The organism is Pelomonas sp. Root1217 (genome assembly GCF_001425705.1).
GTDB lineage: Bacteria > Pseudomonadota > Gammaproteobacteria > Burkholderiales > Burkholderiaceae_C > Pelomonas.
On record NZ_LMDC01000029.1, the window covers coordinates 221,282 to 233,535 of the forward strand.

Consider the following 12,254-nt stretch of genomic DNA (forward strand, 5'->3'; position numbering starts at 1 on the left):
CAGCGAGGGTAAATTGCCAGTTGCCTGTCCTTGAACCGGATCAGGCACGTCGAAACAATGCGATCCGGCTCAAGGCCGCCCGGTGGTGACATCCGGGCGGGAGAAGCCAACGGGAGACAGCGCATGCGAGTTCACGACAGCTCGACCGCCACCGCGGCCCCGGCGGCCTGGCAGCGCCTGGCGCCACTGGGGTTGGGGCTGGCGGCGGCCCTGGCCGTTGTGGGCCTCGGCGGGCTGGGTTGGCTGCCCATCGTGGTGGCGCTGGTCCTGGCGGCTGCCGGTGTTGCCCTGACGAGCGCCCTGGGGCGCTGGCAGGCCGGCCTGCGCAGCGAGGTGATCGCGCATTTGCAAGGCGAGCAGCAGCTGGGCGAGACCCTGCTGCCCGTCTGGAGCGGGCATATCGAGTCCACGCGCAGCCAGGTCGAGACGGCCATTTCGGCGTTGGCCGAGCGTTTCGCCGGCATCGTCCAGCAGCTCGACGAGACAGCACGACTGTCGGACGTCGCCGCCGACTCCATCGCCGGTGGTGCAGGCGGCCAGGGCGGGCTGGTGGCCGTGTTTGCCCAGGGCGAGCGCGACCTCGGCCAGGTCGTGCGCTCGCTGGAAGAGGCCATGGGCGCCAAGGCCGAGATGCTGGCCAAGATCCAGGCCCTGGAGCTGTACATCCGCGAGCTGCAGGACATGGCCGCCGATGTGGCCCGCATCGCCCAGCAGACCAACCTGCTGGCGCTGAACGCGGCCATCGAAGCCGCACGGGCCGGCGAGCAGGGGCGCAGCTTCGCCGTCGTGGCCCAGGAAGTCCGGCAGCTGTCCAAGATGTCGGCCGACACTGGCCGCAACATCGCTGCCAAGGTGACGCTGATCAGCGAGGCCATCGCCGCCACCAGTGCCGCTGCCGCGCAGTCGCGGGTGCAGGACGACGCGGCGACCACACAGTCGGCCCAGATCATCGACACCGTGTTGCAGCAGTTCCGCCGCTCGACCGACGCCCTCGTCGAATCGGGCAGCCATCTGAAAAGCGGCCGCGACTATCTGCAGCAGGAAATCAGCGAGGCTCTGGTGCACCTGCAGTTTCAGGACCGCGTCAGCCAGGTCATGAGCCATGTGCGCGACAGCATCGACGCCGTGCCCCCGGCCCTGCGCGAGCTGCAGGACGACTACGAGCAACAGGGCCGGCTGCGCGCGCTGGATGCAAGAAGCCTGCTGGCTTCGCTTGAGAAAACCTACGCCATGGCAGATGAACGCAAAGTGCACCGCGGCGGCAACAGCGCGCCAGCACCGGCCGCCGCTGACGAGATCACCTTCTTCTAGGACACACCGGTATGAGCAAGACCATCCTCGTCGTCGACGACTCCGCCTCGCTGCGACAGGTCGTGGGCATCGCGCTGAAGGGCGCGGGCTACACGGTCATCGAAGGCTGCGACGGCCGTGACGCGCTGACCAAGCTGAATGGCCAGAAGATCCACCTCGTCATCAGCGACGTGAACATGCCCAACATGGACGGCATCAGCTTCGTCAAGGCCATGAAGGCCATGCCGGCCTACCGCTTCACGCCGGTCATCATGCTGACGACGGAGTCCGCCGAGGGCAAGAAGGCCGAGGGCCAGGCCGCGGGCGCCAAGGCCTGGGTGGTCAAGCCCTTCCGGCCCGAGGTCATGCTCAACGCCGTACAGAAACTGGTGTTGCCGTGAGCGCCGCCTCGCTGGCTCTGGACGGCGAGGTGACCATCTATCGCGCCGCCGAACTCAAGCCGCAGCTGCTGCAGGCCCTGGCCGCGGCGGGCGCCGGGCTGGAGATCGACTTGTCCGCCGTCACGGAGCTGGACACGGCCGGCCTGCAGCTGCTGATGCTGGCCAAGCAGGAGGCCCGCGCACTGCATCGCGAGCTGCGCCTGGTGGGCCACAGCCCGGCGGTGCTGGAGGTGTTCGAGCTGCTCAACGTCGCCGCTTATTTCGGCGACCCGCTGATCGTGGCCGCGCCTGCGGCGGGAGGCCACCATGGATCTTGATGCCGCGCTGCAGACCTTCATCGCCGAATGCCGCGAGCTGCTGGCTGACATGGAGACCGCCCTGCTCGGCATCGAACAGACCGCCCAACCCGAGGAGGCCGTCAACGCCATCTTCCGCGCCGCCCACACCATCAAGGGCTCGGCAGGCCTGTTCGGCCTGGACCACTTCGTCAGCTTCACCCATGTGGTGGAAAGCCTGCTGGACGAGGTGCGCGACGGCAAGCTCGCCATCGGCGACGAGCTCGTCGTGCTGCTGCTGTCCTGCTGCGACCACCTCACGGTGCTGACCGACCGGCTGGAGGCCGGCCATCTCGACGAGGACCCCGCCAGCGCCCAGAACGCGCAGCTGCTGATGGCCCAGCTGCACCGCTGGCTGGCGCCCGCTCCATCGGCTTCCTCGGCGCTGACGCTGCCGGACGTGCCGCTGGCCGAGGTGGAGCGGATCGCGCGCCAGGACCAGGGCGGCACCACCGAGGAGCTGTGGCATCTATCGCTGCGCTTCAGCCGCGACGTGCTGCGCATCGGCATGGACCCGCTGTCCTTCATCCGCTACCTGGGCCAGATCGGCCGCGTCGCCGCCCTCGTGACGCTGGCCGACGCCCTGCCCGCCAATGCCGACGAGATGGACCCGGAGAGCTGCTACCTGGGCTTCGAGATCGCGCTGCAAAGCAAGGCTGACAAGGCCATCATCGAGGGCGTGTTCGAGTTCGTGCAGGACGACTGCAGCCTGCGCATCCTGCCGCCGAACAGCCGCGTCGAGGATTACGTCGCCCTCATCAAGGGCCTGCCCGAGGAGCCTGCACGGCTGGGCGAGATCCTGGTCAATTGCGGCAGCGTGACGGCACGCGAGCTGCAGGCGGCGCTGGCCGCGCAGGCCGATGGCGCCGTTGCGGGCGGCGCGGAGCAAAAGCTCGGCGCCATCCTCATCGAGCAGCAGGCGGTGCCGCCGGCCGTCGTCGATGCCGCGCTGGCCAAGCAGCGCCAGAGCAGCGAGACGCGCAGCCAGGAGAGCCGCTCCATCCGTGTCGACGCCGACCGGCTCGACCACCTGATCAACCTCGTCGGCGAGCTCATCATTGCCGGTGCGAGCGCCGACCTGCTGGCTCGCCAGGTGCACCACCCGGAGCTGCAGGAGAGCACCTCACGCATGGCCGGCCTGGTGCAGGAGGTGCGCGACAGCGCGCTACAGCTGCGCATGGTCAAGATCGGTGCCACCTTCAACAAGTTCCAGCGCGTCGTGCACGACGTGTCGCGGGAGATCGGCAAGGACATCGCGCTGCAGGTCAGCGGCGAGGACGCCGAGCTGGACAAGACCGTCGTCGAGAAGATCGGCGACCCGCTGCTGCACCTGGTGCGCAACGCCATCGACCACGGCATCGAACCCGTCGAGGCGCGGGTGGCACGCGGCAAGCCGGCCAAGGGCCTGGTCAAGCTCAATGCCTTCCACGAATCCGGCAGCATCGTCATCGAGGTCAGCGACGACGGCGGCGGCCTCAAGCGCGAGCGCATCCTGGCCAAGGCCGTCGAGCGCGGCCTGGTGGACGCCGAGGCGCGGCTGAGCGACGCCGAGGTCTTCGAGCTCATCTTCGAGCCAGGTTTCTCCACGGCCGAGCAGGTCACCAACCTGTCCGGCCGGGGCGTCGGCATGGACGTCGTCAAGCGCAACATCACCGCCCTGCGCGGCACCGTCGGCATCCGCAGCGCCGAGGGCCAGGGCACCACGGTCAGCGTGCGCCTGCCGCTGACGCTGGCCATCATCGACGGCTTCCTGGTCAAGATCGGCGAGTCCATCTTCGTCGTGCCGCTGGACCAGATCGAGGAATGCATCGAGTTCGACGACGCGTCCGGCCACGATTACTGCGACCTGCGTGGCGAGGTGCTGCCCTTCGTGCGGCTGCGCGAGTTCTTCGACATCCGGGCCCCGCTGCCACGTCGCCAGAGCGTCGTCGTCATCCACCACGGCGGCCAGCGCGCCGGTCTGGTGGTGGACGCCCTGCTGGGCGAGTTCCAGACCGTCATCAAACCACTCTCGCGGGTGTTCCAGCAGGTCAAGTGCATCAGCGGCTCCACCATCCTGGGCAGCGGCGCCGTCGCCCTCATCCTGGACATCGGCGCACTGCTGCAGCAGACCGGGCAGCGCCATCAGCTCGCCACCGCCTCTCACGTCGCCCGAGCCCACTGAGTCCTCACTTCGAAAGGAAGACAAATGCTCAACAAGATGACCGTCGCGATGCGACTGGGCCTGCTGGTGACCGTGATGGCGCTCGCGATGCTGCTGATCGGCTTTGCCGGGCTGCGCGGCATGGACTTCAGCAATGGCAAGCTGAAAACGGTGTACGAGGACCGCACGGTGGCTCTGGTTCAGCTCAGCAAGATCAGCGACGCGGCCTACCAGATCCGCGTCAACCTGCTCAAGCTGGCGCGTGTCACGAACGCCAACGACGCCGAGCCGCTGCTGCAGCGCATCACGCGCGAGGACGGCAACTACGAGAAGAACATCAAGGCCTACCTTGCCACCACCCTGACGCCGGAGGAGAAAAAGCTGTCCGACGACTTCGTGCCGGCCTGGCAGACCTTCCGAGACTCGGGCGGCAAGGTGATCACCTTGCAGAAGGAGGGCAACGGCGCGGCCGCGCTGGATGCCATCCTCAAGGCCGAGGACCACTTCCGTCACGCCCGCACCGTGCTGGGCAAACTGCAGGAGCTGCAGGAGAACGTCGCCGAGAAGGAATACAACGAGGCGGTGACGCAGGCAGCATCCACCACCAGGTTCAACATCATTCTCATCGTCGCCGGCCTGGCCGTCGGCATCCTGCTGGCCTTCGTCATCATCCGCAACCTGATGGCCCAGCTCGGCGGCGAGCCGGGCTACGCGGCAGCCATCGTGACTGAGGTGGCCGCTGGCAACCTGACCGTCGACATCCAGACCAAGCCGGGCGACACCAAGAGCCTGCTGGCGGCGATGAAGGCCATGGTCGAGAAACTCAGCCAGGTGGTCTCCGAGGTCAGCAGCGGCGCCGAAGGCATCACCGGCGCGGCCGAGCAGGTCAGCGCCACGGCGCAGTCGCTGTCGCAGGCCACCAGCGAGCAGGCCGCCGGCGTCGAGGAGACCAGCGCATCGGTCGAGCAGATGACCGCCTCCATCGCCCAGAACACCGAGAACGCAAAGGTGACCGACGCGATGGCCAGCAAGGCCGCCACCGAGGCCGCCGAGGGCGGTGAGGCGGTCAGGTCCACCGTCGCGGCGATGAAGCAGATCGCCAAGAAGATCGTCATCATCGATGACATCGCCTACCAGACCAACCTGCTGGCGCTCAATGCCGCCATCGAGGCCGCCCGTGCCGGCGAGCATGGCAAGGGCTTCGCCGTGGTGGCCGCCGAGGTGCGCAAGCTGGCCGAGCGCAGCCAGGTGGCCGCGCAGGAGATCGGCGAGGTGGCCAGCAGCAGTGTCGAGCTGGCCGAGCGCGCCGGCACCCTGCTGGACGCCATCGTGCCCAACATCAAGAAGACGTCCGACCTGGTGCAGGAGATCACGGCAGCCTCCGAGGAGCAGTCCAGCGGCGTGGCACAGATCAACTCCGCCGTCGGCCAGCTCAGCCAGACGACGCAACAGAACGCCGCAGGCTCCGAGGAGCTCGCCGCCACGGCCGAGGAGATGAGCAGCCAGGCCGAGGAGCTGCAGGCCACCATCGCCTTCTTCCGCGTGGAGGGCAGCGGCCGCGCTGCGCCGCCGCTGCGCCGCCGTCCCCCCGCAGCCAGCAAGCGCCCTCCGGGCTCCGCGGCCCAGGCCAAGGCCGGCTTCAGCGACGTCGAGCCCGACGAGTCGATGTTCGTCAAATACTGATGCCCGAGGAGTTGCGCGCATGAACGCCCTCGTCACCCAGGCTCGTGGCAAAGCCGGCGCCGGCGGCGCCGCCGAGCCCCAGCAATACCTCACCTTCATGCTCGGCGGCGAGGTCTTCGCCATCGGCATTCTGGCCATCAAGGAGATCATCGAATACGGTGGCCTGACACCCGTGCCGATGATGCCGACCACCATCCGCGGCGTCATCAACCTGCGCGGCGCCGTCGTGCCGGTGATGGACCTGGCCGCCCGCTTCGGCCGCCCCAGCGCCGAGGTCGGCAAGCGCACCTGCATCGTCATCGTCGAGCTGCGCGTGCAGGACGAGCAACAGGTCATCGGCGTCATCGTCGATTCGGTCAACGCGGTGCAGGAGATCGCGCCGGCCGACATCGAGCCCGCGCCAGGGTTCGGCATGCGCATCGCGCCGCAGCTCATTGCCGGCATGGGCAAGGTGAATGGCAAGTTCGTCATCCTGCTGGACATCGAGCAGGTGCTGTCCCTGCAGGAACTCGACCAGTTGCAGAGCCTCAAGCCCGCTGAAACATGAGCCCCTCGTCCAAGGAGTACCTTGGCCGGTCCCCCGCGGGGACGGCGATGCTTGCGGCATTGAGCCGCAAGCACATCGCCAGCGCGGGCCGGCTAGGGAGCGGCCCGGCGCTCAGCCCGCAAACTCCATGCGCCGCGCGATGGGGCGCCTGACGTGATCGAGCTGGGCGACCAGGAGTTCGCACGCTTCCAGGCCTTCATCTACGAAGCGGCCGGCATCAGCCTGTCCGACAGCAAGAAGGTGCTGGTCAGCGGCCGCCTCGAAAAGCGCTTGCGCCACCACCGGCTCGGCAGCTATGGCGACTATCTGCAACTGCTGAGCCAGCCGGCCCAGGCGGCAGAGCGCCAGATCGCCATCGACCAGCTCACCACCAACGAGACCTACTTCTTCCGCGAGCCACGTCATTTCGAGCTGCTGCGCGACTGGGCGCTGGCAGCGCGGACAGCCGGCCGCGGGCTGCGCGTCTGGAGCGCCGCCTGTTCGACCGGCGAAGAGGCCTACAGCATCGCCATGGTGCTGGCCGACTGCCTCGGTGAAACACGGCCCTGGGAGGTGGTGGCCTCTGACATCAGCAGCCGCGTGCTGCAGCGCGCCCGGTTCGGCCACTACCCGGTGGAACGCACGACGAACGTCCCGCCCGACTATCTGCAGCGCTTTTGCCTGCGCGGCACCGGCGAGCAGACAGGCACCCTGCTCGTGCAGCGCTCGCTACGCCAGCGGGTGCAGTTCACGCAGATCAACCTCGACAAGACCCTGCCGCCACAGGGCGCCTTCGACGTGATTTTCCTGCGCAACGTGATGATCTATTTCAGCACCGACACCAAGCGCCGCGTGGTGTCGCGGCTGGTCGGCCAGCTCAAGCCCGGGGGCCACCTGATGGTCGGCCACTCCGAGACGCTGAACGACATCAGCAACCAGGTCCGCCCGGTCATGCCGTCGGTCTACAGCAAGCCTTGAAACGATGGCCGCCGCCAAGACCATCGTGCTGCTGCCGGGCGAACATTTCGCTGGCGACGAGAGGTTTCGCGTGCGTACGCTGCTGGGCTCGTGCGTGTCCATCGTGCTGTGGCAGCCGCAGCGGCTGATCGGCGCCATGTCGCATTTCGTGCTGGCCGGTGCACCGGCAGGGCAGGCGCGCGCCCTCAACGGCCGCTACGGTGACGAGGCGCTGGCGTTGATGCTGGCCGACCTGGGCGGACTGGGCGTGACGCCCGCGGACTGCCTGGCCAAGATCTTCGGCGGCGGCGCGATGTTCGAGGCCGGCCCGCGCCAGCGCCTGCCCGACGTCGGTCGCCAGAACGGCGAGGCGGCGCGCACGCTGCTGCAGCGCCACGGCATTCCCATCGTGTCTGAAAGCCTGTTCGGTGACGGGCACCGGCAGATCATCTTCAGCATCCGCACAGGCGAGGTGTGGATGCGCCATGTCCGCCAAAGCACGGCCAACGCAAGGAGCGCGGCATGACCATCAAGGTGTTGGTGGTGGACGACTCGGCCGTCGTGCGGCAGGTGCTGTCGGGCTTGCTCAATGCAGCCGCGGGCATCCAGGTCACCCATGCGGTCTCGGACCCGCTGCTGGCCATGGAGCGCATGAAGACCGTCTGGCCCGACGTCATCGTGCTGGACGTGGAGATGCCGCGCATGGACGGCATCACCTTCCTGCGCCACATCATGGCCGAGCGGCCCACGCCGGTGGTGATCTGCTCGACGCTGACCGAGAAGGGCGCGCAGACCACCATGGACGCGCTGGCCGCAGGCGCCGTGGCCATCGTCACCAAACCCAAGCTCGACTTGAAGAACTTCCTGCAGTCCAACGCGAGCGAGCTGGTCTCTGCCGTGCGTGCGGCCGCGAGCGCCAACGTCGCCCGGCTGGCTCCGCGTGCGGGCACCGCCGCCACGCCCGTCGCGCGCGCCAAGCTCACGGCCGACGCGATGCTGCCGCCCGCCGACGGCCGCGCCATGGCCCAGACGACTGAGCAGGTCGTGGCCATCGGCACATCCACCGGCGGCACGCAGGCGCTGGAGGAGGTGCTGACGGCGCTACCGCGCGTCTGCCCCGGCATCGTCGTCGTGCAGCACATGCCCGAGAAATTCACGGCCGCCTTCGCCGCGCGGCTCAACACGCTGTCCGAGATCGAGGTCAAGGAGGCTGCCAACAACGACCGCGTGCTGCCGGGCCGAGCCCTGATCGCGCCGGGCGGCAAGCACATGCTGCTGCGCCGCAACGGCGCCCAGTATTTCGTCGAGGTGGTGGACGGGCCCCTGGTCAACCGCCACCGGCCTTCGGTCGACGTGCTGTTCCGCTCGGTCAGCCGGTGTGCCGGCGCGAATGCGCTGGGCATCATCATGACCGGCATGGGCGACGACGGTGCGGCCGGGCTGCTGGAGATGCGCCAGGCCGGCGCTCGCACGCTGGGCCAGGACGAGCGCAGCTGCGTCGTCTATGGCATGCCCAAGGAGGCGGTCAAGCGCGGCGCCGTCGAGCGCAGCCTGCCGCTGGGCGCCATCGCCGCCGAGATCGTGCAGCAGATGAACCGCTCCGGCGGCGGCCGGGGAGACATCTGATGCCCGACACCGCGCCCACCGGCGATGCGATGAGCGCCCTGGTGGCCCTCGTCGTGGAGGACAGCGCCGTGCAGCGCGGCCACCTGGTGTCGCTGGTGCGCGAACTGAAGATCGGCACCGTGCTGGAGGCTGCTGACGGCGTGGAGGCCCTGCGCCTGCTGGCGCTGCAGCCGCAGCAGCGCATCTTCCTCGTCATCACCGACATCGACATGCCAGGCATGGACGGCATCGAGTTGATCGGCCGCCTGGCCGAGGGACCCCTGGTGGACAACCTCATCGTCACCAGCGCGCGCGACCCGCGGCTGCTGGAGACCGTCGAGAGCATGGGGGCCGGCGACGCGCGCCTCAAGCTGCTGGGCACCTTGCCCAAACCGGTCACGGCCGCCGCGCTGGCGCGCATGCTCGACCACGCGCGGCCGCGCACCGCAGGCGCGGGCAGCCGGCCGCAGTTCGAGCCTGGCTTGGACGAGATCAGCCGCGGCCTGGATGCTGGCGAGTTCGTCCCCTTCTTCCAGCCCAAGGTCAGCATCTCGACCGGGTTGATCAAAGGGGTCGAGGCGCTCGCGCGCTGGCAGCACCCGCAGCACGGGCTGCTCAGCCCCGCGACCTTCATCGCCCGTATCGAGGGCACGCCGCTGATGGCGCGCTTCACGCTGTCCATGGTCGAGCAGGCACTGCGTCATCTGCAGGCGTGGACACGTTCGCTGCCCGCGCTGACGCTGTCGCTCAACCTGTCGGCCGACGACTTGGCCGATCAGGCCTTTATCGAGCGCCTCACCGACCTCGTCGCCCGCCACGGCGCCGCGCCGGCCTCGGTGATCTGGGAGGTCACCGAGACCATGATCATGAACAGCCAGTCGATGGCCAATCTGGCGCGCCTGGGCCTGAAGGGCTTCGGGCTGTCGATGGACGACTACGGCATCGGCTATTCGTCGATGCAGACGCTGTCGCGCAGCCCCTTCACGGAGCTGAAGATCGACCGCATCTTCGTCAACGGCGCCAGTGAGCGCAGCAACCGCCGCGCCATCCTGAACAGCTCGCTGGACATGGGCCGGCGCCTGGGTGTTTGCACCGTGGCCGAGGGGGTGGAGACGGTGGAGGACTGGCGGCTGCTGGCCGAGCTGGGCTGCGATGTCGCCCAGGGCTATCTGATCGCGCGGCCCATGCCGGCCGCGGAGCTGATCGGCTGGTATCGCGGCGAGCGCACCCGGCTGCGCGGCCTTGCGGCTGGCGGCGGCTGAGCCTTCAGCCGGCAGGCAGCGTCAAGCGCGCAATGCAGCCCTGCGGCGCCGCCGGCAGCAGCTCGGCGCTGCCGCCGTGGCGCTCGGCGATCTCGCGAGCTATGGCCAGGCCCAGGCCGCAGCCTTCGCCCGTCGTCGCGCCGCGCACGAAGCGCTCGAAGGCGCGCTCGCGCAGGTCCGGCGCCAGGCCGGGGCCGTTGTCCTCGACGTCCAGCCACACGTCGTCGCCCGCCCGGCGCAGCTTGACGGTGATGGCCGCACCGCGGCCGGCGTAGCGCACCGCGTTGTCGATCAGGTTGACCAGGGCTTCGCGCAGCAGCAGTTCCACGCCCTGCACGCGCAGACCCTCGTTGACGATGTCCACGCCCAGGTCGCAGCCCGCGGCGAGTGCGCGCGGCACGCTTTCGGCCGTCACCTCGTGCACCAGCCGATCGCAGTCCACCGTCGCCCAGCCCTGGGCCGCGACGGCCTCGGGCTCGGCCCGGGCCAGCACCAGCAGCTGCGACACCAGGCGGGCGCCGCGCACGGCGCTCTCGTGCACGCGCTCCAGGCGCTGGCGCAGGGCGGGGTCGGTGTTGGCTTCCAGCGCCAGCTCGGTCTGGCTCTTCAGCCCGGCCAGCGGCGTGCGCAGCTGGTGGGCCGCGTCGCTGATGAAGCGGCGCTGCGTGGCCAAGCTGTGCTGCACCTGGCCGAGCAGCTCGTTGACGGCACCGGCCAGGGCGCTCACCTCGGGCGGCGCGGCGCGCAGCTGCACCGGGTCCAGCGCGTCGGCGCGGCGGCCTTCGACCTGCTGCTGCAGCTCGGCCAAAGGCTTCAGGCCGCGGCGGACGCCGGCCCAGACGACCGCGCTCATCAAAGCGACCAGCAGCGACAGCGGCAGCGCCGTGTCCAGCAGCATGCGCCGCGCCAGCAGCTCGCGCGGCGCGCTGGAGCGGGCGATCTGCACGCGCAGCGTCGAGTCGGCCGCGCCGGCCGCGCCGAGGTGCAGGTCCAGCGAGACGACGCGCATGGCCTCGGGCACCGTGGTGTTGAAGAACACCGGCTCGTCCAGCGCGGGTGTGCCCGGCGGCGGCGGCATGCGGGCATCGCCCAGCAGCAGCTGGCCCGGCGGCGAGCTGACCATGTACATGACGCGGTCGTCGGGGTCGGCGGCCAGGATGTCCTGGGCCGAGCGCGGCAGGTCGACGAAGAGGCCGCTGGACGTCGGCCGGATCTGGCGGGCCAGCGCGCGGGCCGCCTGCAGCAGGCTGCTGTCGACCAGCTCGTCCGCATGCTTGCTGGCCAGGCGGTAGGCCCCAAACGCGGCCACCAGCCACAGCACGAGCTGCGGCAACAGCAGCCACAGCAGCAGTTGCCGGTGCAGCGAGCGGCCGTTCACGGGGAGGCCGTGGCTTCGAGCAGATACCCCAGGCCGCGCACGGTGCGCACGGCCAAGCCGGAGCCTTCGAGCTTCTTGCGCAGGCGATGGATGTAGACCTCGATGGAGCCGCCCTCGTCGGCGCCCCAGGCCTCGACGATCTGCGCCTTGGTGACGACGCGGTCGCGCTCGGCAAGCAGCAGGTCCAGCAGCGACCACTCGCGCGGGCTCAGCTCCAGCGGCTCGCCACCGATGCTGGCGCGGCGCGCGGCGCGGTCCAGGCTCAGGCGGCGCAATTGCTGGGTCTGCGAGGCCGGGCGGCCGCGGCGCAGCAGCGCGTGCAGGCGCGCCTCCAGCTCGGGGAAATCAAAGGGCTTGGTCAGGTAGTCGTCGGCACCGGCCTGCAGCCCCGCCACGCGGTGCTCCAGCGCGTCCAGCGCCGTCAGCACGAGGATGGGCAGGGTGCGGCCGGCCTCGCGCACGCGCTTGAGCACGGTCAGCCCGTCCACCATCGGCAGGCCGAGATCCAGGATGGCGATGTCGAAATCCTGCTTGCGCAGCAGGTACTCGGCGACGGCGCCGTTCTCGGCCCATTCGACCTTGAACGAGGCGTTCAACAACTGCTGCTGCAGCGCATCGGCCAGCAGGGCGTCGTCTTCGGCGAGCAGCAGGTTCATGGCTGCGGACTTTAGCGG

At 69.4% G+C, this 12,254-nt stretch carries 12 protein-coding genes; 10 read left to right on the top strand and 2 right to left on the bottom strand.

What is annotated here, in order from left to right; genetic code table 11:
• Positions 1 to 123: 123 nt before the first annotated feature.
• The 10 genes from ASC95_RS32390 (at position 124) to ASC95_RS26630 (ending at position 10,202) form a co-directional block, all read left to right on the top strand.
• Entirely contained in the window at positions 124 to 1,311 is a 1,188-nt protein-coding gene (locus ASC95_RS32390) for a methyl-accepting chemotaxis protein (protein ID WP_057300703.1), read from the top strand.
• Between the two features lie 11 nt (positions 1,312 to 1,322).
• On the top strand, positions 1,323 to 1,691 hold the full coding sequence (locus tag ASC95_RS26590; protein WP_057300704.1) for a response regulator: 369 nt from the start codon (positions 1,323 to 1,325) through the stop codon (positions 1,689 to 1,691).
• Positions 1,688 to 2,008: an STAS domain-containing protein gene (locus tag ASC95_RS26595; RefSeq protein WP_057300705.1), complete on the top strand. Its 321-nt coding sequence runs from the start codon at positions 1,688 to 1,690 to the stop codon at positions 2,006 to 2,008. Before ASC95_RS26590 ends, ASC95_RS26595 begins: the two co-directional genes overlap by 4 nt.
• The gene (locus ASC95_RS26600) at positions 1,998 to 4,190 is read left to right on the top strand and encodes a chemotaxis protein CheA (RefSeq protein ID WP_057300706.1); all 2,193 of its coding nucleotides are present in this window, start codon (positions 1,998 to 2,000) and stop codon (positions 4,188 to 4,190) included. The genes ASC95_RS26595 and ASC95_RS26600 overlap by 11 nt, the downstream gene beginning before the upstream one ends.
• Before the next feature lie 24 nt (positions 4,191 to 4,214).
• A complete protein-coding gene (locus ASC95_RS26605; protein WP_057300707.1) occupies positions 4,215 to 5,852 on the top strand; it encodes a methyl-accepting chemotaxis protein in 1,638 nt (545 codons plus the stop codon).
• Between the two features lie 19 nt (positions 5,853 to 5,871).
• On the top strand, positions 5,872 to 6,399 hold the full coding sequence (locus ASC95_RS26610) for a chemotaxis protein CheW (RefSeq protein WP_057300708.1): 528 nt from the start codon (positions 5,872 to 5,874) through the stop codon (positions 6,397 to 6,399).
• A 153-nt stretch (positions 6,400 to 6,552) separates the two neighbouring features.
• Positions 6,553 to 7,356 carry a protein-glutamate O-methyltransferase CheR gene (locus tag ASC95_RS26615; RefSeq protein WP_057300709.1) on the top strand — a complete coding sequence of 268 codons (804 nt, stop codon included), beginning with the start codon at positions 6,553 to 6,555 and terminating at the stop codon, positions 7,354 to 7,356.
• 4 nt (positions 7,357 to 7,360) lie between these two features.
• Positions 7,361 to 7,861: a chemotaxis protein CheD gene (locus ASC95_RS26620; protein WP_057300710.1), complete on the top strand. Its 501-nt coding sequence runs from the start codon at positions 7,361 to 7,363 to the stop codon at positions 7,859 to 7,861.
• On the top strand, positions 7,858 to 8,961 hold the full coding sequence (locus ASC95_RS26625; protein WP_057300711.1) for a chemotaxis response regulator protein-glutamate methylesterase: 1,104 nt from the start codon (positions 7,858 to 7,860) through the stop codon (positions 8,959 to 8,961). The genes ASC95_RS26620 and ASC95_RS26625 overlap by 4 nt, the downstream gene beginning before the upstream one ends.
• Positions 8,961 to 10,202, top strand: a complete 1,242-nt coding sequence (locus ASC95_RS26630; protein ID WP_057300712.1) for an EAL domain-containing protein — start codon at positions 8,961 to 8,963, stop codon at positions 10,200 to 10,202. The genes ASC95_RS26625 and ASC95_RS26630 overlap by 1 nt, the downstream gene beginning before the upstream one ends.
• Before the next feature lie 4 nt (positions 10,203 to 10,206).
• Here the strand turns inward: ASC95_RS26630 and ASC95_RS26635 are convergent, their stop codons facing one another.
• A complete protein-coding gene (locus tag ASC95_RS26635) occupies positions 10,207 to 11,580 on the bottom strand; it encodes a sensor histidine kinase (protein ID WP_057300713.1) in 1,374 nt (457 codons plus the stop codon).
• Positions 11,577 to 12,236, bottom strand: a complete 660-nt coding sequence (locus ASC95_RS26640) for a response regulator transcription factor (RefSeq protein ID WP_057300714.1) — start codon at positions 12,234 to 12,236, stop codon at positions 11,577 to 11,579. Before ASC95_RS26640 ends, ASC95_RS26635 begins: the two co-directional genes overlap by 4 nt.
• Between the last annotated feature and the right edge of the window lie 18 nt (positions 12,237 to 12,254).

Coding starts and splice junctions, on each gene's coding strand:
- ASC95_RS32390 (WP_057300703.1), top strand. CDS start 124: ATGCGAGTTCACGACAGCTCGACCGCCACCGCGGCCCCGGCGGCCTGG.
- ASC95_RS26590 (WP_057300704.1), top strand. CDS start 1,323: ATGAGCAAGACCATCCTCGTCGTCGACGACTCCGCCTCGCTGCGACAG.
- ASC95_RS26600 (WP_057300706.1), top strand. CDS start 1,998: ATGGATCTTGATGCCGCGCTGCAGACCTTCATCGCCGAATGCCGCGAG.
- ASC95_RS26605 (WP_057300707.1), top strand. CDS start 4,215: ATGCTCAACAAGATGACCGTCGCGATGCGACTGGGCCTGCTGGTGACC.
- ASC95_RS26610 (WP_057300708.1), top strand. CDS start 5,872: ATGAACGCCCTCGTCACCCAGGCTCGTGGCAAAGCCGGCGCCGGCGGC.
- ASC95_RS26620 (WP_057300710.1), top strand. CDS start 7,361: ATGGCCGCCGCCAAGACCATCGTGCTGCTGCCGGGCGAACATTTCGCT.
- ASC95_RS26625 (WP_057300711.1), top strand. CDS start 7,858: ATGACCATCAAGGTGTTGGTGGTGGACGACTCGGCCGTCGTGCGGCAG.
- ASC95_RS26630 (WP_057300712.1), top strand. CDS start 8,961: ATGCCCGACACCGCGCCCACCGGCGATGCGATGAGCGCCCTGGTGGCC.
- ASC95_RS26640 (WP_057300714.1), bottom strand. CDS start 12,236: ATGAACCTGCTGCTCGCCGAAGACGACGCCCTGCTGGCCGATGCGCTG.